The sequence below is a fragment of the Photorhabdus sp. RM71S genome, from assembly GCF_042879355.1.
GTDB classification, from domain to species: domain Bacteria; phylum Pseudomonadota; class Gammaproteobacteria; order Enterobacterales; family Enterobacteriaceae; genus Photorhabdus; species Photorhabdus kayaii.
In genome coordinates this window covers 1-26,796 of sequence record NZ_JBHFKV010000012.1, presented here as the reverse complement: position 1 = coordinate 26,796, position 26,796 = coordinate 1, and the positions used below count along the sequence as shown (strand labels likewise).

Here is a 26,796-nt window from a genome sequence, read left to right as displayed (position 1 = left end):
CCGGTCGGGCACCGGCCATTGGCTTATTTAACGGTTATTTTTACTCTGTAATATCTGTCCAGAAGCAAGTAATGAGGAGAGATGTTGCTCAGCTAATAATTTCACAGCAGCATTAATATCAGGTGCAAAAAAACGATCCTGATCATAATAATCTACTTTCGCTCTCAAGATAACACGCGCTTCTTCCAAAATCGGGCTGCTTTTCAGGCCATTACGGAAATCGATCCCCTGGCAGGCAGATAACCATTCAATTGCCAGAATACCTCGGGTATTTTCTGCCATCTCCCATAAACGACGTCCCGCAGCCGGCGCCATTGATACATGATCTTCTTGATTAGCCGAAGTTGGTAAACTGTCAACACTCGCCGGGTGTGCTAATGCTTTATTTTCACTGGCAAGCGCCGCTGCCGTCACTTGTGCAATCATAAAACCTGAATTCACACCACCATTCTCAACCAGAAAAGGCGGAAGCTGTGACATATGTGAATCCATCAACAACGCAATACGTCGTTCTGACAATGCACCTATCTCTGCCAATACCAGAGCCAAATTATCAGACGCCATTGCAACAGGTTCAGCATGGAAGTTACCACCGGAAATCACTTCTCCCTGCTCAGCAAACACCAGTGGGTTATCAGATACGGCATTAGCTTCAGTCAGAATAACATCAGCAGCATAGCGCAACTGAGTCAGGCAAGCGCCCATGACTTGTGGCTGACAACGTAATGAATAAGGGTCCTGTACCTTGGGGCAATTGATGTGAGAATCTGATAGTTCGCTGCTCTCCTCTAATACATGACGATACAATGCGGCAACATCGATCTGCCCCTGTTGCCCCCGTACCGCATGTACACGGGCATCAAATGGTTTGCGGGAACCCAATGCCGCCTCTACGGATAAAGAACCACAAACTATCGCTGCCGCCAACAGATCTTCTGCCTCAAATAACCCACGTAACGCAAAGGCCGTGGATACTTGGGTTCCATTGAGTAACGCCAAACCTTCTTTAGCCGCTAATGTAATGGGTTGTAAATTGGCCTTTGCCAGCGCTTCTTTGGCTGGCAGCCATTCGCCCTGATAATGCGCTTGCCCTTCCCCAAGTAATAACAAGCTCATATGTGCCAACGGCGCTAAATCACCCGAAGCCCCTACCGATCCTTTACAGGGAATATGAGGATAAATTTCCGCATTGACTAACGCGATTAATGCTTGAATAACGGCGAGACGAATACCTGAGTAACCACGGGAGAGGCTGTTAATTTTCAATACCATGATCAACCGGGTCATATTATCGTCCAACGCTTCACCGACCCCGGCAGCATGAGAAACGACAAGCGAACGCTGTAGTTTTTCTAAATTATCTTCTTCAATTCGTGTACTGGCTAATAGCCCGAACCCGGTATTAATCCCATAGGCAATGCGATTTTCAGCAAGAATCGCATTAACACACTCCACGCTGTGTTCAATAGCAGGAAAAATTTGGCTATCCAGCGTGATTTTTATCGGTTGTAGATAAACCTGACGTAGTTCATCAAGGGTCAATTTGCCTGGATAAATAGTTAGCTGCTTCATAATGTTCCTTATTTTGTATTAAGCATCGGCAAGTCTAGTCCTTGCTCTTTGGCACAATGGATAGCGATTTCATAACCTGCATCGGCATGACGCATAACCCCAGTGGCCGGATCGTTATGTAGCACCCGTGCTATACGTTCTGCGGCTTCATCAGTTCCATCACAAACAATCACCATACCGGCATGTTGTGAGAAACCCATGCCGACACCACCGCCATGATGCAGAGAAACCCAGGTAGCACCGCTGGCAGTATTCAGTAAGGCATTTAGCAACGGCCAGTCCGAAACGGCATCAGAGCCATCACACATGGATTCAGTCTCGCGATTCGGGCTGGCTACAGAGCCGGAATCCAGATGGTCACGACCAATAACAATCGGTGCAGAAAGTTCGCCACTGCGTACCATTTCGTTAAAAGCTAACCCTAGCTTGGCTCGCTGCCCTAAACCAACCCAACAGATACGGGCAGGTAGACCCTGAAAGCTGATGCGTTCCCTCGCCATATCTAGCCAATGATGCAAATGTTGATCATCGGGGAGTAATTCTTTAACTTTAGCGTCAGTTTTATAGATATCCTGTGGATCACCAGAAAGCGCTACCCAGCGGAAGGGCCCGATACCACGGCAAAATAACGGGCGAATATAAGTAGGAACAAAACCAGGAAAATCGAAAGCATTTTCTACGCCGACTTCATATGCCATTTGGCGAATGTTGTTGCCGTAATCAAAAACAGGAATGCCCTGTTGCTGGAAAATCAACATCGCCTTAACATGTTCCACCATTGAAGATCTTGCTGCTTTGATGACCTCTTCCGGTGCTGAAATAGCACGTTGGCGGTATTCTTCCCAACTCCAGTTTTTCGGTAGATAGCCATTGAGAGGATCGTGTGCACTTGTCTGGTCAGTGACCAAATCCGGGCGTACGCCCCGACGGACTAATTCAGGCAAAATTTCAGCGGCATTACCGCACAGTGCGATAGAGATGGCTTTACCTTCCTGAGTGTATTTTTCGATCCGAGCCAGGGCGTCATCCAGATCTTTCGCTTGTTCATCGACATAACCAGTACGCAGACGGAAATCAATCCTGCTTTGCTGACACTCAATATTTAGCGAACACGCTCCAGCCAGTGTTGCAGCCAGCGGTTGTGCTCCCCCCATCCCTCCCAAACCAGCAGTTAACACCCAACGGCCCTGTAAATTACCGTTATAATGCTGGCGACCAGCTTCCACAAACGTTTCATAGGTGCCTTGAACAATTCCCTGGCTGCCAATGTAAATCCAGCTACCCGCCGTCATTTGGCCGTACATAGCCAGCCCTTTAGCATCCAGCTCGTTGAAGTGTTCCCAAGTCGCCCAGTGCGGCACCAAATTCGAATTTGCAATAAGTACCCGTGGGGCATTGCTATGGGTTTTAAATACCCCAACCGGCTTACCCGATTGGATTAACAACGTTTCATCGTCTTCCAACTCTTTCAGTGTTTCAATAATCTTGTCATAGCACTCCCAATTTCTAGCAGCCCGACCAATACCACCATACACCACCAGTTCATAAGAGTTTTCAGCAACTTCTGGATCAAGATTATTCATTAACATGCGCAGAGGAGCTTCGGTTAGCCAACTTTTGGCTGTTAATTGTGTTCCTCTGGGTGCCCGAATACCAACATTACGGAATTTACTATTTTGGGCGGTCACGGTCTGGCTCCTTTTGGTCTTTAGATATTTGCTAATGTATAGTTGTACATACATGTATATTCAATAGACCAAACCATTAGCTAAAATGACAAATTGATGAGTTTATTATTTTTATTTTCTTATGAATCAATTTGTTAATATTATTTCTCTCCAATTATCAAGGAATCATATTTTTCTTATTTTTGTGTTTACAATCACAAATTATTTACATAAATTTTACAAAAATATAATTTAACTAAGAAAGGGTTTTTCCTGGCTAGAGAAAGTTCTTTTGCCAACTTTCTTTTGCCAACGATGTAATAAACTGACAACGCCACAACATGTGGTGGCGTATTGGATGAGATATATGAAAAAGCTATTTTGACTTAGCAAAAATCACTCTTTGGATGGGACACCTATAACCGCCAACAGATCCTTTTTTATCGAAATGAACATTCAATCCCTAGCCAAACCACCAAACGCACAATCAATAACCTTATCGACAAATTCAGGTGTAACGAGAGAAAAAGAAACCATATATTTGTAGTAAATAGCACCGAAAATGCAGTCTAACAATAAGTCACGATCAGTATGAGAAGAAATTTCTCCCCGCTCGATAGCATGTAAAATAATCTGCTTTCCTAACTGTCGTCGTGGTTCAAGCCAGCGCTGAATAAAAACCTCTCTCACCTCAGTATCGTACTGCGCTGATCCCAACAGATACCTAAACAGTAACCCGTGCTTACTTTGCAACACTTCAATAAGCTTTTTAATGGTAATCCGCATGGATTCTATCACCGGCATCTGTTTGTCATAAATAATTAGAGGTTCAATATCATCAAAGAAAGCATCCATTAAAACTGCTGATACATTCGGCCATCTACGATAAATAGTCGATTTCGCAACGCCTGAATACAAGGCAATATGGTTAATAGTAATATCTGCAATCCGTCCACTTTCAACGAGAACAAGTGCAGCATTCAACACAGCTTTTGTTGTGTCATTATCGCGTGGACGCCCACGTCTTAATGGGGATAGCCGCTCATTCTCACTCATAAATCGCTCCATTCATTGACAAATTAAAATACCCCAAAATTGGTATTGACAAATAGGACCAGAAAAGCAAGTTTAGACGTTCTATTTTCGATACCAGTAGTTTCGTATTTGATAAGGGTAATCGGAATAGAATGCTATTTCTAGCAAAAAACGGGATGTACTCCGTAAAACCGAACAAATAATTCAATGCTCAACTCATAGAAAATGTTCCCAGGAACATTAATTCTGACTAAAGAATGGAGGAGAGAAATGTCTGTATATGATGTCGCTGTTATTGGCGCTGGCCCAGCAGGTTTAGCTGCGGTACAGAAATTGAAAGGAAAAGGTTTACGAGTTGTACTAATCGATAATGGCAAAGCTATTCATGAACGCGATAAAGATAATCTCGTTGAGATAACCGAAGGACACGGTGGTGCAGGGCTGTTTTCTGACGGAAAATTCTCATTTTTTCCTTCTGCCAGTGCACTTTGGGAATTACCAAATGAACTGGAATTACGGCAAGCTTATGAATGGACATGCACCACGCTAAACACATATGGTCTGGACACACCACCATTCCCAACAAATCCCAAAGACTTTACAGTAGGCTCCGGGGAATGGGTATTAAAAGATTATCCCTCTAATTATATGTCTCTTGAAGATAGAATTAATCTTGTTGAAGATATGGTGCAAACGGCAGATGCAGATATCATCACACAAACTAAATTCCTGTCTTATAAATACGTCAAAAGAAAAGATGCTCTGATTATGAATTTAAGAGACAAAAATGCCAATACTTATCAAATTGAATGCCGACGAATCATTTTAGCTAGTGGAAGATTTGGTCCATTAGAGATTGCCAGTCTGGTTAAAAAACAATCTTTCAATCGGTTAGAAGTTGGGTTCCGCATTGAACAGCAAGAAGATTTGGCATTTTTTAAAAATATGAAACAACTCGACCCGAAGTTAAAGTTTCGGTCAGATGATGGCGTTATTGAATGGCGTACTTTCTGTGCTTGCCGGGATGGCGAAACAGTATTAACAAAAACCCAAGATTTATGGACCGTTTCCGGTCATTCTGACGGCCCTTCGACAGGACGATCTAATGTTGGGTTTAATACACGTATCCTCGATGAAGATATCGCGGACCGAGCACTCAATAATATTGTTTCCGCCATGAAGCAAGAAGATTCTTACTTTAGAATCAAAGTACAAGATGTATTAGCAGGAAATGCTAACATAATTACACAACTTATATCTATTTATGGAGAAGAGCTATTCGATAAAATGTTGCAAGGATTACGTAATATTATCAAAAAATTTCCCGAAATTGATCACGAGAATACACATATCGTCGGTCCTACACTAGAAGGTGTCGGTTGGTATCCCAGTCTTGACGGTGATTTAAGCCTGGAAACTTCCCCTTATCCTGTATGGGTTGCAGGTGACGCTTGTGGAATTTTCAGAGGTATTGTTGCTGCAATGATTAGTGGCCACTATGCCGCCTCAGCGGTCCTTAAAACCTTGGCAGTAAAAGCCGCCTAATTCGTGAGCTAACTGAATAAGCGGGGGATTACTAAGATAGGTAATCCCTATATGTTTACCATCACGAACAAACCTACCCTCTCCCTATAACGAAAAAATGACTTAGGTTTATTATGAAAGTATTACATGTTTTTGATATGGACGGCACTCTTCTCAGAGGAACCACAGCAAGTCTGGAAATTGCCCGTACAATGAATTGCCTGACAGAGCTTCATCTGCTGGAAAAACAATTTTCTCAAGGCGATATAGATACCAAGAAATTTGCCGCTGAATTACAACGTCTATGGTCAAACTTGCAGTACGCTGACGTTGCTAAAGTTTTTCATGCCTCACCGTGGATTGGAGGAATAAAAGAGGTTTTTGACGATATCAGAACCAAAGGTGAAATATCTATGGTCATTACCCTATCACCAGACTTCTTTGCCCAACATTTAAAAAAATTTGGGGTTGATATCGTTGTTGCATCAAATTTTCCTGCTTTACCTTTTCGTGAATCGATTGATCCAGAACAGATATTAACGCCCGAAAGTAAATTACAGATAGTGAAAAAATATGTACAGGAACATGGGCTAAATTTGGAAAAATGTGTTGCCTATGGTGATTCTAGCTCTGACATCCCCTTATTTAATGCGCTTACCAATACGGTTGCCATAAATGGAACGGATAAAATACGTGAAATCGCATTAATCCATTATGAAGGTAATGATCTATGGCAACCCTATCAGCTCATACGGAAAAAAATCAGTTATGAGGATATAGCTATGAGTTGAAACGTCCTTTCAATTTATACCGATTACCCGGAAATAACAGCCTGGCACTGGAAACAGTATAATGAGTCGACCAAGTTCGGCGACTAATTAACAAACAGGGAGCCCCTGACTCAATTTGCAACAACTTGCAGGATCGAGGATCGCCAGCAATAGCTTCCACAATGTGTTCACCTTCCGTTAGAGGTGCAATCATTGACAAATAATCGTGTGGCGTAAGTTTCGTAAAATCCTGTTGCAAATAATCAGGCACCGCTTGGGCATTAACATAACGATCTTCTATTTGAACAGGAACATCGTTTTCATAATGGACAATAACCGAATGATAAATCGGCGTACCAACAATAATGTCCAATTCAGCGGCCTGTTTCACATCCGCATCCAGCTCGGATAATTTTAATATTTTACAGCGATGCTGATGAGAACGAGCTGAAATCTCATCAGCAATGCTGTGAATTTCGAACAGAGCGGATTGCCCCTTCGGTTCTGCGACAAACGATCCCACGCCTTGCAGCCGTACTAATAGCCCTTCAGCGGTCAACTCACGCAGTGCACGGTTAGCAGTCATACGGCTACAGTTAAACTGTTTAACCAATTCAGCTTCAGAAGGAACACGATCATTTGATTTCCACTCACCGGTGTAGATTTTTTCAATGATAGATTGTTTCACTTTGGCATACAGAGGCGCAGGTTTGGCAAATGATCCTGATAAGTGCGTCGTCACAATAAATTCCTTATGCTATAAAAATGTTAAGTGATTAATTACACTCACTTTATCAAGCTATCTTTGCCAAAATAGAAAACACAATAGTACTGTTATTTTAGATAATCAATACCACCAATGTGCTAATTGCCAGGCAAGACGTGCTGCTGCTCTTCCACCTATACCTTGTATATCAAATATTGGATTGAGCTCAACCAAATCAGCCGCCTGTAGTTTACCGCTCTGACAAATTGGCTGAATTAATTGCAGAAGGCGCTCCAATGGCAGCCCCAATGCGGCTGGCGCAGAGACTGCTGGCATCTGATAAGCAGGTAATACATCCAAATCGATCGTCATGTAAATCACATCAACTTGCTGGAGTATATCTTGTATCTGCTGTTGTACCTTGTCCAGCATAGTTTCACAACATTGATTATCCCAGATAATCGTAGCGTTCAAGCGATTTGCTTCATCCACCAATGCCTGCGTATTAGACGCCAAACTTGCGCCAATGCAAGTATAGTGAAATAGACGTTGATGTTGCTGACAATATTCAGCAAGTTGACGAAATGGTGTACCAGAAGTGGGCTGCGGCGAACGCCGTAAATCGAGATGAGCATCAAAGTTAATAATACCAACACGTTGATGTGGAAAAGCATCATAAATGCCAACACCATGAGCAAAAGCCGTTTCATGTCCACCACCCAATACCAAGGTACGTACGTTCTGACGTTGACATTGGGTAACGGCATCAGACAAGGCTTGTTGCGCTTCACTCAATTGATTGGGATTAGCACGAACGCTTCCCAAATCTACCAATCTATCATGCCCTTTATGACTAGCCATATTTGCCAACGACTGCCGCAAATAATCAGGGCCTTGATTGGCACCAGGCCTCCCCTGATTGCGCTTTACACCTTCATCACATTCAAACCCTAAGAGAGCAATATAGTGAGAAAATTCTCCCGGCGTAAAATACGGAGATACTTTAACTGTTTGAAAAAGCCGTAGTGCATTATCCGCTTCTGCCAAATCATTTCGTCCTTGCCAAATAGTCGGCGAAGTAGCATGCCATAAATTCATTTACCGCTCCTTATCTGTTATATATGCTGGAATGAGTCATAACACCACGAAATACTCTGGTATTCAAAGGGTTATGACCCAACTCATAGAAAATATCAACGGGATTTTCTGCATCCCAGACAACAAAATCGGCGTAAGCTCCTGCACGCAACTGTCCGTGACGCTGTTCTCTGCCCAATGCACGAGCCGCATGTCGGGTTACACCTAACCATACCTCTTCAGGAGTCAATCCAAATTGGACACATGCCATATTCATGGTCATTCGCAAAGAAGCAAATGGGCTGGTTCCAGGATTAAAATCGGTAGATACAGCTATCGGCACATTAAATTGCCGCAATAAATCAATAGGAGGGCGCTGTGTTTCCTGCAAAAAGTAGAACGCACCAGGAAGCAAAACAGCTACCGTACCACTGTGACTGAGCGACTCAACTCCCGCCTGATCTAAATATTCAATATGATCCACAGAAAGACCATGATAGCGAGCGACCAGTTCACTCCCGCCTAAATGAGATAACTGTTCCACATGACCTTTTACTGGAATGTTCCAACGCTGTGCTTCCTGAAAGAGTCGCTCAGTTTGTGCCAGATTAAATCCTACACTCTCACAAAAAACATCTACTGCCTCAAACAGCCCTTTTTGCCAAAGTTGTGGAAGGATATCTTCGCAAATCAGATCCATATAAGCATCGGGATTATGCTTATATTCAGGTGGACAAGTATGAGCAGCAAGCAATGTGGGGCTGATCTCGATCGGGTTATGTCGCGCCAAGTGCTGCGCAACCTGTAGCAACTTTTCTTCATTTTCCAGATTTAATCCATAACCCGATTTAATCTCAATAGTGGTCACACCTTCGGCCATAAATGCAGCAAGGCGTTGTTGCGCAGAACGCTCAAGTTGCTCATGAGAACTGGCCCGAGTCGCAGAAACTGTCGCATTAATCCCCCCTCCCTGAGCGCTGAGTTCAGCATAGGACATACCATTTAAACGCTGTTCCCACTCATAAGCCCGGTTACCACCAAACACTAAATGGGTGTGACAATCGATTAAACCAGGGGTAATTAAGCGTTGTTGGACATCAATTACCTGGCAACGACTCGTCTGTAATGTTGCAGTGGGCAAAATAGCTAAAATTTTGTCATCACGCACCACAAGATCATATTCTTTTAATAATCCGTAAGCTGCATTGACAGCAGCATCCATTGTTGCCAGTCTTGCATTACGCCAGATGATATCAGTATCACACAGTTCTATTACCATGATCAGCATCCTGTATTGGTCTGTATCTGATAAATCAGTTTTTTAATTGTATATACATTTATTTTCCAACCCACTGTCATTGTCAAATTATTTTATTAACTATCTGGATATACCTTCTTATCAGCATTTTTAAACCACAAACTCGGTAAAATCAGGTTTTATTAAACATAATCAGGTTTAATAGTTAAAAAGATGCAGTACACTTGTCACAAAATGGTTTAATCAACTGAGCAATGATGAAAAATAAATACTCCCTGAATGAGGAAGAGATTCACTTATTTCAACAATCGGTAACAGGCACTAAACGCATCAACCAGGATACCGTTTTACATTCTCCCAGAAGAAAAAAAACCAGCTATATTGCCCCTGAACGAATTCAGCAAGAGCAAATTGATGCCAGCTACTATTTTTCTGATGAATTTCAGCCCAACCTTGATACCGAGGGTCCTACCCGTTACGTAAGGGAAGATACAAACCATTATGAATTGAAGAAATTACGTCGAGGTGACTATTCGCCAGAACTGTTTCTTGATTTACACGGATTAACTCAAATGCAGGCCAAACAGGAAATTGGAGCATTGATCGCTGCTTGCCGTCGTGAACATGTCTATTGTGCCTGTATCATGCACGGCCACGGAAAACACATTCTCAAACAGCAAACACCTCTGTGGTTAGCCCAACACCCCGATATCATAGCCTTTCATCAAGCGCCAAAGGAATGGGGAGGTAACGCCGCACTATTGATGCTTATCGAACTTGATGAGCCTTGAGCCAATACGCCGCTGAATTATTAGGCTTTTGCTACCAATTGAGACGGACTGACCTGCCAGGCAAGAGTCCCTTTGCCAGTCTGGCTGTTTAAATCCACGCATATCATTGCAGAAGTTGCAAACATCGGTGGTGTTTCTGCCGGACATAGCTCAGCAACTAAGTAGCTGACTAATGGTAAGTGAGAGACAACTAAAACAGCGTTATGACCTTGCTCAGCAAGAAACTGGAGATAACTACTCACTGTAGCAGCATCACCTGACGGCGTTAATCCCAACAACACCTCTTCACCATCCGGCAAAGATAAGGATTTACGAACAATCTGTAACGTTTGTTCAGCGCGAATATAAGGACTCACCAATACGAGATCAATCTGATGCTTTTGCTGTGCTAACCAACAAGCCATTTTTTGCGATTCATCACAACCGCGAGGAGTGAGTTGCCGGGCAGCATCGCTAATTGCATCTAAAGCCGCGTCACCATGACGCATAATAAAAATTTGCATAGTCCACCGTATGAATGAGTAAGTGCAGTTATCCCACTTCTGAGTTATACAATAAAAATTGTTTCTACAAAAAACATTTCAGACAGGGTGAACAAGCATTCTACTCAAAACAAAAACAAATAAAATGATTGAACGACAACCCAATAGATGTTGTTTGAACCTATAAAGAGATCTTTTTTATTCAAAAACACTTAATATAATTCCGGAGCCCCACGGCACCGGAATCCATCTTTTCATCAATACAGTACAAGCCACCACTATGGATAAAAACTTTTATTCTGTTCAGCCATTTTCATTAAACATTCACAAGGTACAAATCTGTCTCCATACTGGCTTTCCAGCCTACGCAGAATCTCCACCACTCTGGCACAACCAAGGCTATCAATATAACGGAATGGACCACCAAAGAATGGCGGAAAACCAATGCCAAATACCGCCCCAATATCACCATCACGTGGACTTCTGATAATGCCTTCATCCAAGCAACGAACAGCTTCATTAAGCATTAGCATCACACAACGTTGAGCAATTTCTGACGAGAGCATGTGCGACTCAGGTGTTATATTTAGCAAGGTATAAACTGAGCTATCAACTTTTTTGCCTTTCTTACCAAACTGCCAGAATTTTCTGGACCCTGAGGCATATAAATAGAAACCACGGCCATTTTTCCTACCCTTACGACCATCTTTCAGTACAGCATCGAGAGACTCAGGTGCAGCAAAACGCGGACCTAGTTGTTCTACCAGAATCGGCATGATTTTGGTGCCAACATCAATACCTACTTCATCCAATAAATTAATCGGCCCTACTGGAAAACCAAAATTAACCAGTGCTCCATCGATATGGTCAATAGGTTCTCCTGCTACTAGGCAATGCGCGGCCTCACTAATATAAGGGACAAGAATCCGGTTTACATAAAACCCGGCTTTATCACCTACCACGATAGCGGTTTTACCCTGTTTCTTCGCCAAAGCAACGACTGTAGCAATCGTTTTCTCACTGGTCCCTTGATGTGGAATAACTTCCACCAGCGGCATCTTATCCACTGGACTAAAATAATGCAGACCAATAACCTGCTCTGGTCGTCGGGCTTTTTCAGCAATCTGATGGATAGGTAGTGAAGATGTATTAGATGCAAATATGGTTTCTGGTTTAGCATTCGTTTCAATTTCTGCCACCATTTGCTGTTTTAGTGGCAAATCCTCAAACACTGCTTCAACAACAATATCGGTTTGTGCGAAACCACGATAATCTACTGTTCCTGAAATTAGCATCATTTGTTGAGCACACTCTGCCGGACGTAGTCGTTTTTGCTTCACCCGCTTGGACAACAAATCCCAAGTATATTTCAATACCTGGCTAATGCCCTTTTCATTAATATCTTTAATCCGCACCGGTAGTTTGCCACGAGTGGCTGTTACATTCGCAATGCCTCCGCCCATCAAACCACCACCTAATATACCAACGCGCTTGATCTCCGCCGGCTTCTCTGATGACCCCGTTTCATTCTTCAACGAAGTTGCAGCAAAAAACAGATTACGTAAAGCAGCAGATTCCCGTGTCATTGCCAGTTCACCAAATGCCACCGCCTCAGCCCGTAAACCCTGGCTCATGCCTTTTTCAAGACCTTCTTTGATAACTTCAATAATTCGTTCAGGTGCAGGATAATGACCACGAGTTTTCGCCAATGTCTTTTTACGAACAATATTAAACAAAAAGTATCTTCCCACGGGGCCAACTAATAGCCGCTGTTGCCACGGCAAAGGCTTACGCACAGGAATACCCTTTTTGACTTTTTCGATAGCAATGTCTAGCAGAATATCCAACGGCACAGCATCATCCACCAATCCGAGCCGTAATGCCTGTTTCTCCCGTAGCTGTTTACCTGTCAGAATGATATCCAACGCTGAACTAACACCAATAAGCCTTGGCAACCGCTGAGTACCACCAGAGCCGGGTAATAACCCAAGTTGAACTTCCGGTAATCCAAGACGAGTTTTATCATCCTGTGAACATACACGCCAATGACATGCAAGCGCCAATTCCAAACCGCCCCCCAAACAAGCGCCATGAATTGCTGCTACGACAGGCAAGGGGTAATTGGCTATCTGAGAAAATAGTTTCTGACCCTTTTCAGCCAAATCTCGCGCATCTTCTTTGGTCTTACATCCGGCAATCATAGAAATATCAGCACCAGCAATAAACGTATCCGGCTTACCGGAAATCAATATTAATCCTTTAAGACCAGAAGATTGCTGAGCTTGCTTGAAAACATTCAGAAATTGATCAACAAATTCTGCTTTCAGCGTATTTACCTTTTCTCCCGGTACATTAATGGTGATAATGCCGATCTTATCTGGCCTGACATCAAAACTGAAAACAGAAGCAGTTTGGTTTGTACCCGTAGTGATGGGTGCAGCATCATGCTGAGCCTGAGTCATTATTCCACCTCCAATACCATAGCTGTGCCCAACCCGCCAGCAGCACAAGCTGTTGTCAGCCCAAGGCCACCGCCACGACGACGCAACTCATTCAATACCTGCGTCACCATACGAGCTCCTGTTGCTGCAAATGGGTGCCCATAAGCGATTGAACCCCCTAAGACATTAAATTTGTCCATATCGACTTCACCAATTGCCTGAGCACACCCTAATTTATTACGAGCAAATTCATCACTGGCAAACATTTTCAGGTTTGCCAGTGTCTGAGCCGCAAAAGCTTCATGCATATCGATTAAAGTTAGATCTTTCAGTGTAATACCTGCACGATCGAGCGCTATTGGCGTGGCGTATGACGGCCCTAATAACATATCTTGCCAGACATCAATGGCCGAGAATGCATAGCTACGCAGATAACCAAGCGGTTTTATTCCCAACGCCTTAGCCACTGATTCACGCATCAATATGACCGCCGCTGCACCATCCGTCAGCGGTGTACTGTTTGCAGCAGTGACCGTGCCGTACTTACGGTCAAATGCCGGACGCAGCTTCGCATAAGAGGTCAGTACAGAATTTTTACGAATATTATTATCTTCAAGCAATGCTTCACGATATGGAGGGAAGTGAGCTGTCATGACTTCATCAACCAACAATCCCTGTTCCCAAGCTTTTGCTGCCAGAATATGGGAGCGATGTGCTAATGCATCCTGATCTTCTCGACTGATACGGTAAGTCTTCGCCATCTGTTCCGCGGTATCTCCCATACGCAGACCTGTCGAATATTCCGCTACCGCCGGAGATACAGGCAATAAATCACGAAATTTAAGGCGGCTAAGTAACTTAAGGCGTTGCGATAGCGTTTTAGCCTTATTCATCTCCACCAGAGTACGAGCCAAGGATTTAGTCACACCAATCGGCAATACAGACGAAGAATCTGCTCCACCAGCAATCCCGATATTCACCGTGCCAGCCATAATGCTTTCAGCCACATTAGCAATCGCCTGGAAACTAGTGGCACATGCACGGGATACACTGTAAGCATCAGTACTCACACTTAACCCAGTACCAAGAACGATTTCACGGGCAATATTCGGCGCTTCAGGCATTTGCACTACTTGCCCAAACACCAGTTGGTCAATCTTTTCAGGGAGTAAACCACTCCTTGTCACAAGTTCGCTGACGACTGATTTACCCAAATCCACAGCCGGTATGTCGTGATACGATGTTGCCTGTTTAGCAAATGGAATGCGTAGCCCACTGACAATGGCGATACGATCACCTTGATGTGTCACTTTTGTTAAAGGACGACTCATAACGGCTCCTGAAAGATTATCGTTAACTGAATCAAATTACTGAAAAAACTCTTCAACCAACCTGGACAGGTCTGACCTGACAGATCATTGTTAGCGTAATGTTTATAAATAGCAAACCTGAATAAACCAAAAATGAGAGGAAGCGCAACTTTAATTTATTTAATGGCTAAATGGTTTCAATGCTTATTCGAACATGTTCGCAAGCTTTTGTGCGACATTGGCTTATTACATCAGTCATAATTTCATTACTCAAATATTCATAATGAATTTTAATATCTTATCTCTCTTAAACTACCGGAAAACTCGTTCTACCCCTTAAAGTATATTTATCTGTCGAAATTTGATCTTAAAAAATCATTTTTAAACGTTTTTATTAATATCAAAAATCATTTTTTTGTTAACTGAGTCGCGTTTTTGATATCAACTTGGTAATATTTTGAAAACATCCTTGCAACACCAACTGTTATCAGACCTATACTTCACGACTGGTCTGATTTGTCAGCGAGGCAAACCGACCCTACAATCCTGCGCTCCTTGCTAAGATAAGTGGCATAGTTAAATAATAAACAAGAGGGTTTTGGTTATGAACCAGAAAAACCTGTTCACCCGTTCAGCATTAGCGGTTGCAGTGGCAATAATTTCATCAAATGCTGGCGCTGCTGGTTTCCAGTTAAATGAATTTTCTACTTCGGCTTTGGGCCGTGCTTTTTCCGGGGAAGGCGTTGTTGCTGATAACGCAACGGTAGGAAGTCGTAACCCAGCAGCAATGACGCTGTTTGATCGTCCATCATTTTCCATTGGTGCTGTCTATATCAACCCTGATGTTGACATTACCGGTAAATCCCCAATAACGGGCAAAAGTACTAACGCTAAAAATATTGCTCCTACCGCTTGGATACCTAACATACATTTCATTATGCCAATCGATGATCAATGGTTTGTTGGGACCTCGGTCACCACCAACTTCGGCCTGGCAACCAATTTTAGCAATAACTATGAAGCAGGACCCATCGGCGGTAAAACTGACCTGACAACGTTGAACTTCAATCTGAGCGGTGCTTATCGTCTGAACGATCACTTTAGCTTTGGTTTAGGGCTGAACGCTGTTTATGCGGATGCAAAAATTGTCCGTCATGCAGGTATTCTGTCGCAGAAACTGCGAGGCGCCATAAACCCAACAGATGAAGTTGCTAACCTAGAAGGCAAAGATTGGGGTTATGGCTGGAACGCGGGCATCATGTATGAAGTGGATGAAAATAACCGTTACAGCTTGACTTACCGTTCTAAAGTTAAAATTAAGTTTAAAGACGGTGATTATAAGAATGACGTACCTGTTCAGGTAGGTAAAATGCTGGAAAGAGCGGGAGTGCATTTACCTGCTACCGGCGGTCAAACCATTGGCGGTAAATTGGATCTCAAGTTGCCAGATATCTGGGAAGTTTCTGGTTATAACCGTGTAGCACCTAAATGGGCTATCCACTATAGCTTAGCGTATGCAGGGTGGAGTGAGTTTGATGAACTGAAAGGGACTAGCAAAAAAGACGGCTCCGTCCTGTTTAGTAAACATGAAGGCTTCAAAGATGCCTACCGTATTGCTTTAGGTACAACTTATTATCACGATGACAATTGGACATTCCGCACGGGTATCGCCTTTGATGACAGCCCAATCCCTGCTGAAAACCGTTCTATCTCTATTCCAGATCAAGATCGTTTCTGGCTGAGCGCTGGTGCAACTTACGCATTTAACAAAGATGCTTCTGTTGATGTAGGTGTTTCTTATATGCACGGTCAGAAAGTCACTGTCAAAGAGAGATTATCTGATAACAAATCTGATCCAACTAATGTACCATACGAATTCGAAGCTAAAGGTACTGCCTGGCTGTATGGTGTGAACTTCAACTACGCATTCTAATAATATGCAGCCCTAAAAAAGGATAGTTCCACTGCTATCCTTTTTTATCTACGCAGTTAAAAACCAAATAAGGTGTTATCAATCATCAATACTATCTAAATCATCCTGTAATGCTTCCGCATTCGGATTTTTCGTGGCTTCCAGCTTACCACCGCTTGCCATAAAATCATGGCTCTGGAAATAAGCCTCACGCATCATCAAATAAGGATCTGATGAGTTCTTCAACAAGCCATCAGAATCCAGTAAACGAGCACGGGTTTCAATACCTTCAAATGCCCACTTGCCGGCTGACATCCAAATAGTCAGATAACTCAGCATTGGATAAGTCATATCCGCCCAATTTCCCCCTTCATCACGTAGGGTGAAACTGCCATAGCCCGGTAATACAACATAAGGACCATATCCCGCCTTATAATAGCCTAGGGTACTCCCAAAGCGTTTTGACTCTTCTTTTGCCAATTTAGGGTTTGCCATCGTTGCAACATCAATCAGCCCCCCCATACCCAAAATGGTATTCAGGAAAAAACGATTAAAATGTTTCATCCCCTGATATGGGTTACCACGCAAGAAACTGTTTACCATACTAGCCGGCTCTTCGAGATTACTCAGAAAATTACCCAAACCATTTCGAGCAGGCATCGGCACATAATCGTGCCACGCTACCGCGACTGGACGTAAAACATAAGGGTCAAGAACATCATAATTAAAGTTGAACATTGTACGGTTAAAACCTTCCAATGGGTCTGAACGCCCCTGTTCAACAGTATCAGATGAATTAGCGCATCCCACTAGTAATGCGGCGGTAAGAGCGATTCCGCCCAAACGATACTTCATACATCTCTCCAAATAATAACCTTCTAGATCCGGCAGATCAGTTTGTTACACGACTCGCCGATGATCATCAATAATGTGAATATTACTGACAATCTAACTTGAATGGTATTCAATTCAAGCGATCACTAAATAGGCAAACAGTTTATAACGCCTTATATTATGAATGAAAAGCCGTTATAATAAAGCTATGTCCCCTTAGTTAAATGGATATAACAAGCCCCTCCTAAGGGCTAATTGCTGGTTCGATTCCAGCAGGGGACGCCACTCTTAACTAAACCTACCTAAATATGCTTAAACAGATCCACCAAAAACCCAATAACAGCAAGCAATCATACTAAATCCACCTAAATCGAACTAAATTGGAATAAACTCTAACGCGGGGGTAATAGTCACACAGTCAAACTGAAACTCACCAATAGAGCGGGTTATTGCTGTCGTTGTGGTGTTAAAACCGCTTAGTGAGTCCATACAGTACTTGCAACAAGAAAAACCGCAATCAAAAAACAAAAAACGCCGAAAAGGCTTGGGCTAGATGACAATGAAGTAATAGGCATTGGGAACCTCATCGCTATCCTCTTTACAGACTTCTTCTGGTTACTGGTTTTGCCTTTTACAGTAAAAGAGATGTCCTATTTGTGAGAATTCACATACAGAACCGCCAAAATCAGAAAATGAGATAAGGAAAATAAATCAGGCTAATTATGCCACTACCTGAGTTATTCACACTTTAGATCCCAATAAATTGAAAGTAAGTTACGTATGCATATCAGCGGGAGAATAGTATGAATTGCTGCTGGTCTTCATTGATTAGAATTCATGCCGACACAAGGCCGGCATTATTTTATTAATTGGTCATCGAATAGATAAAAACTTAAAAATTTACTTACTTGGCATTTAGCACTTCGTTTAATTTGCCTTCATCAAGCTGACGACAACGTTTCGCGACCACAATCGTTGCAACACCATTACCAATTAGATTCGTTAAAGCTCTGGCTTCTGACATGAAACGATCTATTCCCAGTATTAATGCCAGCCCTGCTAGTGGTAAATGCCCAACAGCAGAAATTGTCGCAGCTAATACAATAAATCCACTACCTGTTACGCCAGCAGCACCTTTAGAAGATAAAAGTAATACAACCAATAGCGTTATTTGATGCACAATATCCATATGAGTATTTGTTGCTTGAGCAATAAATACCGCAGCCATTGTCAGGTAAATGGAGGTACCATCCAGATTAAAGGAATATCCCGTCGGTATCACCAATCCAACAACAGATTTCTGGCATCCCGCTTTCTCCATTTTATCTAACATACGCGGCAATGCTGATTCAGAAGATGATGTTCCCAATACAATTAATAACTCTTCTTTAATGTAATTAATAAACCGGAATATACTAAATCCTGTCGCTTTTGCGATTGTCCCTAAAACAAATATGACAAAAAGAATACAGGTGATATAAAAGCAAACTATTAATTGTCCTAATTGTAACAACGTACCAATACCATATTTACCGATGGTAAATGCCATTGCACCAAAAGCGCCTAAAGGAGCCAATCGCATTATCATATTGATAATACCGAAAATAACATGCGAAAAACCATCAATAATATTAAAGATTGATTTCCCTTTCTCTCCTAAACGATGAAGCGCAAAACCAAATAACACAGCAAATAATAAGACCTGCAAAATATTACCACTGGCAAACGCCCCAATGACACTGGCCGGAATAACATCAAGTAAAAATGCTATTATCCCTTGTTCAGCAGCCTTCTCCGCATATAGGGATACCGCTTTAACATCTAACGTAGAGGGATCAATATTCATCCCAGCACCAGGCTGCATAACATTGACAACAATTAGCCCAATAATCAAAGCAATTGTGCTAACTATTTCAAAATACACCAGTGCAATAGCACCCGTTTTACCAACAGCTTTCATACTTTCCATACCTGCAATGCCGGTTACAACAGTACAGAAAATAACAGGAGCAATAACCATTTTGATTAATTTAACAAATCCATCACCCAATGGCTTCATTTCTGTACCAAGCTCTGGATAGAAATGCCCCAGAAGTATACCGATAGTTATTGCGAGCAAAACTTGAAAATAAAGACTCTTTAGTAAATTTTTCTTCACTTCTTAATTCCCTAATCCATAGTATAAATCAGATTCTATTTATTCTTATTAGAACGATGTAGTTTTTGTTAAATGTACTTTATACCTTTATTTAATAAAACATAAAGTAAATTTTCATCATTTTTTCACAAAAAATTAAAATTAACACACAATTTTTTAAGATACAGATCACATAAACACACAATCAATAACCTCACTAAGATGATTGAACCAATAATCATCTCACAAGTTATTTAAAACTTTCCATTTAAAAATATTATTTACTCGAAGAATGTTTATTTTTCAATCCATTAAGTATTACCATAAAAAAATTAACAAATTTTTGATACATGAACATTTTGAAAACGATGTAATCATAAAAAATTATTAACTATAATTGTACAGCTTGGTTGCTTTTTTATAATTTAAGCAACAATATACACGGCATGATATCAATACCTGAAAGAAAACAATTCTCATCATGAAATTAGACAACCCGTTAAATTACCATATGCAGATACCGGAAAATCCGCTCTCTTCTACCCCTGTGGTATTAATCCATGGGTTATTCGGTGATCTCAATAATCTTGGGGTTTTGGCTCGTGATTTGCAGCAATACTATCCCGTCATTCAAGTCGATGTACGCAATCATGGTCTATCTCCACGGGCAAACAACATGGATTACCACGATATGGCACAAGATGTTATTTCCCTGCTGGATCATCTGCAAATTCAGTCCACCCTTATTATTGGTCATTCAATGGGCGGTAAGATCGCGATGGCAATGACCGCATTAGCACCAGAGCGGATAGAAAAAATTGTTCTTATTGATATAGCCCCCGTTGCCTATCAGGTTCGCCGTCATGACCAAATTTTTACCGCACTGAACAAAGTGACAGAAGCCGGAGTGAAATCCCGTCAAGACGCTGCTAAGATTATGCGAGAAAATATTCAGGAAGAAGGTGTCATTCAGTTTTTACTAAAATCATTCCATCAGGGGGAATGGAAATTCAATTTATCGGCATTAATTAACCAGTATGAAAAGATCATCGGCTGGCAAGAAATCCCTACATGGCCTCGCCCGGCCCTGTTTATTCGTGGTGGCCTTTCCTCTTATATCCAGGAAGAGTACCGGAATGATATCACCAGACAATTTCCACAAGCCAAAGCTTGGATTATCGCTGGTTGCGATCACTGGGTTCACGCAGAAAAACCGGACGCAGTGTTAAAGGCAATTCATCGTTTTCTTAATACCAATACGGAATTAATGTAGGAAACCGATTAATTAGCGATAAAAATATCAAATTCACTGAACTTCGAAATCGCCGCGGCTATCAAGTGATCATCGCCCTCTCCACCGTTGATGACTGCATGGTAGCCCATCAGTTTTATCACATCATGGCCAGAACAACCGTCGATCCGGTTGTCATTGCCAAATACTCTGGCAAAATCATTGCTTTCACCTAACTCAATCTGGTTATTATTACCGATGGTGACAACATAATCCTGACCGTTACCCGCATCAATCAGACTACCTTCGCCAAAGACAAATGCCTGGTCATCTCCTCCGCGGGCATAAATGTAGCCACCAAATCCAATGGCATCAATGTCATTATCATCAGCGAAATAATTCCCGGTAAAGAAATAATCCCAATTCAATTAAATTTAGATTTTATATATCCAATTTACACAAGAATTAAAACTATTCTCAATCATCATATAGATGATTAATCCATTCAATAAATTAATGTTAAACTAGTAATACAACCAATTAATAAACACAATGGGATTAATAAAAATATAATGAAAAATCACCTTGCTATAATAGTTATCCAATAAAATATTTATACTATTTTCAATTCCAAAAAAAGATTCAAATCAATAAATATAGGACATAATGGGAGGTAAAATATCACCGGCCAATCCGACAATCATTACATCCTATATTTCCACAATACCCTTCATACCAGAAGAATGCCAGACTCACCACTTTTCCACTACGCTTTAAGTTTACACAGGATGGAAAGAATAGCAGCATCGCAGCGCTTCTATGGTGCTACATTATCAGCCTCTCAGCTTACTTATCAATTTTCGGTAATGGCCCCAATTTCACACCTTCTGGATAATATTTCCAGCCATCACGAATACGGATATTTTCATCCCAAGGTAGTTTATATTCACCGTTTGCTAAATCACGCACCCAAGTCAAATAATTAGCTCTCTCTCCTCCAGGTTTACCAACATAACCTCGACAACCAAGATTAAAAATACTGTTCTCTAACGCCCAGTTCTCACGAGCCTTATCCGCCAAACGCGGGAACAGTTCAGCAGTGACAATTTCCCACGGATTACGCTGCCCTTGCTGGATAATGTTACCGTCATAATTACAAATCGTACCTTCACCGAAATAATAAAAAACCTCATCGTAACCTGCCAGATTAACCGATACGGTATACATTAAGTTCTGCCAAGCATTAGTGCGGTTAGTCCAGATCCATTGGTCGTTGACTTGGGTAGAATAACCGGAAATGCGGATAAAAACGTTACAGCCTTTATAGGCAGCTTCACGCGCCAATTCTGGAAACATACCATCGTGACAAATACATACCGCCAGCTTTGAACCTTTAGGCCCCTCACAAACCGGCATACCCAAATTACCCGGCATCCAGGGTTCAATCGGCACCCAAGGCTGCAACTTGCGGTAATGCAATACAATCTCACCGTTGCTGTTAATAATTATCGCAGTGTTATAAGGTGGCTGCGACGGATCTTCATTATGTTCCATTACTGAAAACACACCCCAGATATCGTTGCGAATACAAGCTCGACGAAAACAGTCAACTTCTGGACCGTCCAGCGATAATAACATTTCATCATAAGTCCAGATCTTGGTATTTAATCCCTGAACGGAATATTCAGGAAATACAATAAAATCCAAGTCAGGATAACCGGCTTTAGTTGAATCGATTGTTTTACAGATCTGCTGCACTTGAACCTGAATACCTTCAGGCCCCTTAATAATAGGAACAGGATATTGAATAGCGGCAATTAATAACGCTTCATCCCACGCACTGACACTTCCGGTACTGCCCATAAAGACCTCTGAATGAATAGTAGTTATTAAAATTGAATGACAAGTTTCATCGTTATACAGACAAATAGAACGTTATCTTTACCCGTCGTTAAGCGATTTCACTAATGCATAATAGCGTCTCTTTTGTTCACAAAAATGCGATCTGTAACATTAAATAAGAAAATTAATAACTTTGTAGTAAAGAGTACCGCTATTAATATTAGGGTTAATTTGTCCTGAATAACTTTGCAAAATAGTCGAACACTTTGAAGGAACTCAATCCGGTTTAAGCGATATGAGGAGTTATAAAAAGATCCCAAACGATCTGTTTGGCCTTTACAACATGTTAACCATCAGCAATCAGTCACCATAGACCTTACCCATATTTGATTTTATGCTATATACTCGTGATATATAGCAATAATTAAAGAGGTGTGCCATGATATATTAAAGTAAAGTTTTTATGAGCAACCGAACTCAGAATGTGAGGTTACCCGCAGATCTCCGTTTCCCTGATAATGTAAAAGAAGTTACTGTTAGGTCAAGAGGCAAGGAACGAATTATTGCGCCCATACAAAATACATGGGATAGTTTTTTCCTGTCTGATCAATCTGTAACTGACGATTTTTTACCTGAACGTCCTGATCAAGTAACAAGTGAAAGAGAATCTTTCGATGATTAAGTATCTGCTCGATACTAATATCGTGATTTTCGCGATAAAAAAGCGCCCTCAATCCATTCTGCCTAAATTCAATAAGAATACAGACCACATGGCTATTTCTACGATCACGTTGGCAAGACTGATTTTTGGGGTTGAAAAAAGTGGAAATCCTGAGAGAAATTTGGCAGTTATAGAAGATTTTATTTCTCGATTAACTATTCTTCCTTATGACGAACAAGCCGCATTTCACTATGGAAATATTCGTACATCACTAGAAAAAATCGGAAAACAGATCGGAGATAACAATCTGCATATTGCAGGGCATGCAAGAAGCAAGGGGTTGATAGTTGTTACCAATAACACAAAGGAATTCAATAGGGTCGATGGATTAAGAGTGGAAGATTGGACACTAGATTGACAACACTAAGCAAAATCTGCCCCTGTGATTAGCCGGGGCAAGATTTTATGAGAGTTTGTTATTACTTAGTTTTTAACGATTAACTTTCGCAATAGTAATCAAACAACATTTTAAACTTATATTATTTGTGACATTCCTATTTTGACATATAACCAAAATCAACATACTGACAATAAATTAACTCATTAATATGATCATAAAAAAACAATTAAACTCTATAATTAACTCTATTTAATAACAAAACCCTAAATCAAGGACAAATCATCAACTCTGCTTACCAATTCGTTAAGAAAAACCACCAACCTCAATGATAATAACCACAAAAATACTTAATATTATCAATAAATTATATGTCACAACATGATTTAACTAATAAAAAACTTTACATTTTTATACGTATAATGTATGAATATTTAAGATGGAATTGGGCAAATAGTGGGAGGAATCATGATCTTTTAATAAATAAAAGGCAATATCCGCTGCTTTTATTTCCTTCTTATTTATCCCATTCCAAATTGTTGCAATATAGATCTGTAGAACAATATGATTAATTATTGGCATACCATGTTGTTGTGTAATGCTTTAGCTTTTTCAATTGACATTATATGCAATGAATAAGGAAAATCACCATGTTGGCATCAAATTTATTTAATGGTTATATTGGCTCCAACCTATGTTACCACCTTGAGAAAGAAGGTATATTTGAATTATTCGGAAGCAACTCTTCATTCGATAAGTCTATTCTGAAAGAAAAAAATTTTGACAACCAAAAAATAAAAATAATTGAATCCCTTATTTCATTCTCAACAAAATTTGGTTTTTTTGTTGATTCTGATGAAGGGAAAATTAGCCTGACTCCATTAGGCATGGATATGAGGAAAAATGTTGGATTTTTCACTTGGTCTATAGGTGGCTATGGGAATTTCATGCGAAACTTTACAGACCTCAAAGATGAGAAAAATAATTCATTATATAGTCTGATTGATGGAGCTAACGTAGCGTTAGGATCTCGGCAAGCAAATCGTGAATACATGTGGAATACAATAATTAAGGAATTAAAAAGACTAAATATAAGTAAAATAGTAGATTTAGGTTGTGGTGCAGCTGGAGCTTTAATCGACATTTGTAAGATTTTTAACAAAGTAACGGGCTTAGGTATTGATATAAGCCATAAAGCTATTGAAGCGGCTGAAGTTAATATAAGAAATAATTCTATGGATGACAGAATTTGTGTGGTTAATCAGAACGTAATGGAAGCTACCGATGATGCTTCATTAATAGCCACATTCGAAACTGTTGATACAGTAATTTCCTTCATGATGCTGCATGATTTGTTTAACATCAAAGATCCTGTGGACGTTCTTCGAACATTACAAAAGACTTTCCCAAAAGCAAAAAGATTTCTCCTGGCAGATACCTTTATGTCAGATGAAAATACAATCACCAAAGAAACTCCCATATTTATTTATGGTTTTGAATTCGTGCATCACTTTATGAATATAAGGATTTACAAGAAAGAAGAGTACATAGATTTCTTCTCCAAAGCTGGTTTTGAAATTGAAAAAATTCAATATTTGAATGTTCCTAACACTTACCTTTTCACTCTGAAGTGAGGCTTATATGGATTTTTATAATTGCGCGCAAAATCTACCGGTAATGAAACCTGTCGTAGGTCATGAGAACAAGGTTCCCTTCTTTATAACTAAAGAAATGTTCGGGGGTGTACCTTTCGAGCTTGCAGGCGGCGATATATCAAAGTTAGTGAATAAACCTGTCGCCGCATTACACAAACATGAAGTTGATGAAATATATTTCCTAATTTCTCCTGAGCCAAACGAAGCTGTCATTGATGTAACAATAAATGGAGAAACAAAGACATACTCCTCTCCTAGTGTTATTCATGTACCAGCTGGAATAGAACATCAATTCATTACAAGAAAGGCTAGTAAGGGATGTTACTGCTTTGGCATATTATATGGTTCCAAGGAGGTTTGAAATGAATAAAAATATGGATTCCAACACCAGTGATACCCATATATCTCATCGACTACATTTGAACGAAAGTGATAGCAATAACTTACTTAATCTTAATCATGTTTTTTTAAATGAATTTAAAAAGATTAGTATCTATCCATATCCAGGCAATATAGATCTAAAAAACAAAATATCCTATCACTGTAGAGTTTCACCTGATATGGTGGTTTTAGGAAATGGTATAGATGAAATAATTCTTCTCTTAAGTTTAACTTTTTTAAAAAACAAAAAGACTATATTGACCAGTGAGGCCACATTTCCCGGTTATGAGACATCAGCAAAAATTGTCGGGGGAAATGTTATATACGTTCCTTTAAATGATATGAGATGTAGTATTGCTAATTATCAGAAAAATATTGCTAGCGATGTTATTCTTGCTTATTTATGCAACCCTCACAATCCGACTGGAAGTATAGTAAGCGTAAATGAAGTTATCAATTTCATTGAGATAATGAATGATAAAAGAGTTATCCCCATCATTGATGAGGCTTATATTCAATTTTTTGATGAAAATAAGAACTCTATTCTAAAATATATAGCTAATGGTGGAAGGGCTATTGTGTTGCGGACTTTTTCCAAAGCATATGGCCTTGCTGGATTACGGGTGGGTTTTGCGGTAGGCCCTAAAGATTTAATTCATGCTGTCTCCTTAACTGCTCTCGCCTTGCCATTTAGAATAAACCGTTTCGCTCAAAGGATGGCTTCTGAAGTTCTTGCCAGTGATATTTTATCCATCAATGTAAGAACAGTGAGAAAGTTAATATCCACTATTGAATTATCATTTAGTAAGTCTGAGGTGACATATATACCATCCTCTACTAACTTTGTATGTTTTAAACCCCCTATGGGAAATACTGATTTTCTTATAAAGGCAGAAAAATTTGGAGTTATGGTTCGTGATTGTGGTCTTTTTGGACTCCCAGGTTGGATACGAGCGTCAGTAAGCAATAAAAAAGATGTCGATTGCCTTTTATTTTTATTAGAGGTAGATTCACATAATAAGTGCAACATCGTTAATCTGGAAGTAAACATGTTCGTATTCCCTTAAATAATTCATTCGGTGTTTTCCCACCCCGTGTTTTTCGGGGGCGATT

22 protein-coding genes, 1 tRNA gene and 1 pseudogene are annotated in these 26,796 nt (G+C 40.7%); 11 read left to right on the top strand and 13 right to left on the bottom strand.

What is annotated here, in order from left to right; translation table 11 throughout:
• Positions 1-27: 27 nt before the first annotated feature.
• The 3 genes from hutH to ACGF5R_RS08980 form a co-directional block, all read right to left on the bottom strand.
• The gene (gene hutH / locus ACGF5R_RS08990; protein WP_387690527.1) at positions 28-1,572 is read right to left on the bottom strand and encodes a histidine ammonia-lyase; all 1,545 of its coding nucleotides are present in this window, start codon (positions 1,570-1,572) and stop codon (positions 28-30) included.
• A gap of 8 nt (positions 1,573-1,580) precedes the next feature.
• Positions 1,581-3,260 carry a urocanate hydratase gene (gene hutU, locus ACGF5R_RS08985; RefSeq protein ID WP_112876295.1) on the bottom strand — a complete coding sequence of 560 codons (1,680 nt, stop codon included), beginning with the start codon at positions 3,258-3,260 and terminating at the stop codon, positions 1,581-1,583.
• Between the two features lie 435 nt (positions 3,261-3,695).
• Positions 3,696-4,295 carry a TetR/AcrR family transcriptional regulator C-terminal ligand-binding domain-containing protein gene (locus ACGF5R_RS08980; RefSeq protein ID WP_158536518.1) on the bottom strand — a complete coding sequence of 200 codons (600 nt, stop codon included), beginning with the start codon at positions 4,293-4,295 and terminating at the stop codon, positions 3,696-3,698.
• Positions 4,296-4,544: 249 nt separating this feature from the next.
• Here ACGF5R_RS08980 and ACGF5R_RS08975 point away from each other — a divergent pair, with 249 nt between their 5' ends.
• Positions 4,545-5,819 (top strand): FAD-dependent oxidoreductase, encoded by a 1,275-nt coding sequence (locus ACGF5R_RS08975; protein ID WP_158537747.1) that lies wholly within the window; start codon positions 4,545-4,547, stop codon positions 5,817-5,819.
• Between the two features lie 113 nt (positions 5,820-5,932).
• On the top strand, positions 5,933-6,589 hold the full coding sequence (locus ACGF5R_RS08970) for an HAD family phosphatase (protein WP_112876298.1): 657 nt from the start codon (positions 5,933-5,935) through the stop codon (positions 6,587-6,589).
• Here ACGF5R_RS08970 and hutC read toward each other — a convergent pair.
• The 3 genes from hutC to hutI all read right to left on the bottom strand — a co-directional run bounded on the left by hutC (position 6,579) and on the right by hutI (position 9,630).
• Positions 6,579-7,310 carry a histidine utilization repressor gene (gene hutC / locus ACGF5R_RS08965; protein WP_193493081.1) on the bottom strand — a complete coding sequence of 244 codons (732 nt, stop codon included), beginning with the start codon at positions 7,308-7,310 and terminating at the stop codon, positions 6,579-6,581. The genes ACGF5R_RS08970 and hutC overlap by 11 nt on opposite strands.
• Before the next feature lie 105 nt (positions 7,311-7,415).
• Positions 7,416-8,372, bottom strand: coding sequence for a formimidoylglutamase (gene hutG, locus ACGF5R_RS08960; RefSeq protein ID WP_387690524.1), 957 nt, complete (start codon positions 8,370-8,372; stop codon positions 7,416-7,418).
• Positions 8,373-8,382: 10 nt separating this feature from the next.
• The gene (gene hutI, locus ACGF5R_RS08955; RefSeq protein ID WP_387690522.1) at positions 8,383-9,630 is read right to left on the bottom strand and encodes an imidazolonepropionase; all 1,248 of its coding nucleotides are present in this window, start codon (positions 9,628-9,630) and stop codon (positions 8,383-8,385) included.
• Between the two features lie 236 nt (positions 9,631-9,866).
• Here hutI and smrB point away from each other — a divergent pair, with 236 nt between their 5' ends.
• On the top strand, positions 9,867-10,400 hold the full coding sequence (gene smrB / locus ACGF5R_RS08950; protein ID WP_112876302.1) for an endonuclease SmrB: 534 nt from the start codon (positions 9,867-9,869) through the stop codon (positions 10,398-10,400).
• A 20-nt stretch (positions 10,401-10,420) separates the two neighbouring features.
• Here smrB and sixA read toward each other — a convergent pair whose 3' ends face one another.
• From sixA to fadI, 3 genes are all read right to left on the bottom strand, one after another.
• Positions 10,421-10,903, bottom strand: coding sequence for a phosphohistidine phosphatase SixA (gene sixA, locus ACGF5R_RS08945; protein WP_112876303.1), 483 nt, complete (start codon positions 10,901-10,903; stop codon positions 10,421-10,423).
• Between the two features lie 257 nt (positions 10,904-11,160).
• Positions 11,161-13,344, bottom strand: coding sequence for a fatty acid oxidation complex subunit alpha FadJ (gene fadJ, locus ACGF5R_RS08940; protein ID WP_387690519.1), 2,184 nt, complete (start codon positions 13,342-13,344; stop codon positions 11,161-11,163).
• Positions 13,344-14,654 (bottom strand): acetyl-CoA C-acyltransferase FadI, encoded by a 1,311-nt coding sequence (gene fadI / locus ACGF5R_RS08935; RefSeq protein WP_387690517.1) that lies wholly within the window; start codon positions 14,652-14,654, stop codon positions 13,344-13,346. The genes fadJ and fadI overlap by 1 nt, the downstream gene beginning before the upstream one ends.
• A 583-nt stretch (positions 14,655-15,237) precedes the next feature.
• Between fadI and fadL the strand changes: the two genes are divergently transcribed.
• On the top strand, positions 15,238-16,566 hold the full coding sequence (fadL, locus tag ACGF5R_RS08930; protein ID WP_387690515.1) for a long-chain fatty acid transporter FadL: 1,329 nt from the start codon (positions 15,238-15,240) through the stop codon (positions 16,564-16,566).
• Positions 16,567-16,644: 78 nt separating this feature from the next.
• Here the strand turns inward: fadL and mlaA are convergent, their stop codons facing one another.
• Positions 16,645-17,400 carry a phospholipid-binding lipoprotein MlaA gene (gene mlaA, locus ACGF5R_RS08925; RefSeq protein WP_387690513.1) on the bottom strand — a complete coding sequence of 252 codons (756 nt, stop codon included), beginning with the start codon at positions 17,398-17,400 and terminating at the stop codon, positions 16,645-16,647.
• Between the two features lie 189 nt (positions 17,401-17,589).
• Between mlaA and ACGF5R_RS08920 the strand changes: the two genes are divergently transcribed.
• A tRNA-Arg gene (locus ACGF5R_RS08920) sits at positions 17,590-17,664 on the top strand.
• A 619-nt stretch (positions 17,665-18,283) separates the two neighbouring features.
• Here ACGF5R_RS08920 and ACGF5R_RS08915 read toward each other — a convergent pair.
• Positions 18,284-19,537 carry a dicarboxylate/amino acid:cation symporter gene (locus ACGF5R_RS08915; protein WP_387690511.1) on the bottom strand — a complete coding sequence of 418 codons (1,254 nt, stop codon included), beginning with the start codon at positions 19,535-19,537 and terminating at the stop codon, positions 18,284-18,286.
• Positions 19,538-20,027: 490 nt separating this feature from the next.
• Between ACGF5R_RS08915 and ybfF the strand changes: the two genes are divergently transcribed.
• A complete protein-coding gene (gene ybfF / locus ACGF5R_RS08910) occupies positions 20,028-20,789 on the top strand; it encodes an esterase (RefSeq protein WP_387690570.1) in 762 nt (253 codons plus the stop codon).
• 26 nt (positions 20,790-20,815) lie between these two features.
• On the opposite strand, the pseudogene ACGF5R_RS08905 reads toward ybfF, so the two are convergent.
• Positions 20,816-21,172 (bottom strand): annotated as a pseudogene (locus tag ACGF5R_RS08905) (hypothetical protein); the annotation flags it as partial.
• A gap of 421 nt (positions 21,173-21,593) precedes the next feature.
• Positions 21,594-22,610, bottom strand: a complete 1,017-nt coding sequence (locus tag ACGF5R_RS08900; RefSeq protein WP_387690509.1) for a formamidase — start codon at positions 22,608-22,610, stop codon at positions 21,594-21,596.
• A gap of 442 nt (positions 22,611-23,052) precedes the next feature.
• On the opposite strand from ACGF5R_RS08900, the gene vapB reads away from it, so the two are divergent.
• The 5 genes from vapB (at position 23,053) to ACGF5R_RS08875 (ending at position 26,750) form a co-directional block, all read left to right on the top strand.
• Positions 23,053-23,271, top strand: a complete 219-nt coding sequence (vapB, locus tag ACGF5R_RS08895) for a type II toxin-antitoxin system VapB family antitoxin (protein ID WP_387690507.1) — start codon at positions 23,053-23,055, stop codon at positions 23,269-23,271.
• Positions 23,264-23,668, top strand: a complete 405-nt coding sequence (gene vapC, locus ACGF5R_RS08890; protein WP_112876313.1) for a tRNA(fMet)-specific endonuclease VapC — start codon at positions 23,264-23,266, stop codon at positions 23,666-23,668. Before vapB ends, vapC begins: the two co-directional genes overlap by 8 nt.
• 629 nt (positions 23,669-24,297) lie before the next feature.
• Entirely contained in the window at positions 24,298-25,281 is a 984-nt protein-coding gene (locus tag ACGF5R_RS08885; RefSeq protein ID WP_112876314.1) for a class I SAM-dependent methyltransferase, read from the top strand.
• Positions 25,282-25,288: 7 nt separating this feature from the next.
• On the top strand, positions 25,289-25,663 hold the full coding sequence (locus tag ACGF5R_RS08880) for a cupin domain-containing protein (RefSeq protein WP_112876315.1): 375 nt from the start codon (positions 25,289-25,291) through the stop codon (positions 25,661-25,663).
• Position 25,664: 1 nt separating this feature from the next.
• Positions 25,665-26,750, top strand: a complete 1,086-nt coding sequence (locus ACGF5R_RS08875) for a pyridoxal phosphate-dependent aminotransferase (RefSeq protein ID WP_387690504.1) — start codon at positions 25,665-25,667, stop codon at positions 26,748-26,750.
• Positions 26,751-26,796: the final 46 nt, after the last annotated feature.

What these genes read in the sequence shown, in the direction of transcription:
- hutH (WP_387690527.1), bottom strand. Translation starts at nt 1,572, where the DNA reads ATGAAGCAGCTAACTATTTATCCAGGCAAATTGACCCTTGATGAACTA.
- ACGF5R_RS08980 (WP_158536518.1), bottom strand. Translation starts at nt 4,295, where the DNA reads ATGAGTGAGAATGAGCGGCTATCCCCATTAAGACGTGGGCGTCCACGC.
- ACGF5R_RS08975 (WP_158537747.1), top strand. Translation starts at nt 4,545, where the DNA reads ATGTCTGTATATGATGTCGCTGTTATTGGCGCTGGCCCAGCAGGTTTA.
- ACGF5R_RS08970 (WP_112876298.1), top strand. Translation starts at nt 5,933, where the DNA reads ATGAAAGTATTACATGTTTTTGATATGGACGGCACTCTTCTCAGAGGA.
- hutG (WP_387690524.1), bottom strand. Translation starts at nt 8,372, where the DNA reads ATGAATTTATGGCATGCTACTTCGCCGACTATTTGGCAAGGACGAAAT.
- hutI (WP_387690522.1), bottom strand. Translation starts at nt 9,630, where the DNA reads ATGGTAATAGAACTGTGTGATACTGATATCATCTGGCGTAATGCAAGA.
- smrB (WP_112876302.1), top strand. Translation starts at nt 9,867, where the DNA reads ATGAAAAATAAATACTCCCTGAATGAGGAAGAGATTCACTTATTTCAA.
- sixA (WP_112876303.1), bottom strand. Translation starts at nt 10,903, where the DNA reads ATGCAAATTTTTATTATGCGTCATGGTGACGCGGCTTTAGATGCAATT.
- fadJ (WP_387690519.1), bottom strand. Translation starts at nt 13,344, where the DNA reads ATGACTCAGGCTCAGCATGATGCTGCACCCATCACTACGGGTACAAAC.
- fadI (WP_387690517.1), bottom strand. Translation starts at nt 14,654, where the DNA reads ATGAGTCGTCCTTTAACAAAAGTGACACATCAAGGTGATCGTATCGCC.
- fadL (WP_387690515.1), top strand. Translation starts at nt 15,238, where the DNA reads ATGAACCAGAAAAACCTGTTCACCCGTTCAGCATTAGCGGTTGCAGTG.
- mlaA (WP_387690513.1), bottom strand. Translation starts at nt 17,400, where the DNA reads ATGAAGTATCGTTTGGGCGGAATCGCTCTTACCGCCGCATTACTAGTG.
- ybfF (WP_387690570.1), top strand. Translation starts at nt 20,028, where the DNA reads ATGCAGATACCGGAAAATCCGCTCTCTTCTACCCCTGTGGTATTAATC.
- ACGF5R_RS08900 (WP_387690509.1), bottom strand. Translation starts at nt 22,610, where the DNA reads ATGGGCAGTACCGGAAGTGTCAGTGCGTGGGATGAAGCGTTATTAATT.
- vapB (WP_387690507.1), top strand. Translation starts at nt 23,053, where the DNA reads ATGAGCAACCGAACTCAGAATGTGAGGTTACCCGCAGATCTCCGTTTC.
- vapC (WP_112876313.1), top strand. Translation starts at nt 23,264, where the DNA reads ATGATTAAGTATCTGCTCGATACTAATATCGTGATTTTCGCGATAAAA.
- ACGF5R_RS08885 (WP_112876314.1), top strand. Translation starts at nt 24,298, where the DNA reads ATGTTGGCATCAAATTTATTTAATGGTTATATTGGCTCCAACCTATGT.
- ACGF5R_RS08880 (WP_112876315.1), top strand. Translation starts at nt 25,289, where the DNA reads ATGGATTTTTATAATTGCGCGCAAAATCTACCGGTAATGAAACCTGTC.
- ACGF5R_RS08875 (WP_387690504.1), top strand. Translation starts at nt 25,665, where the DNA reads ATGAATAAAAATATGGATTCCAACACCAGTGATACCCATATATCTCAT.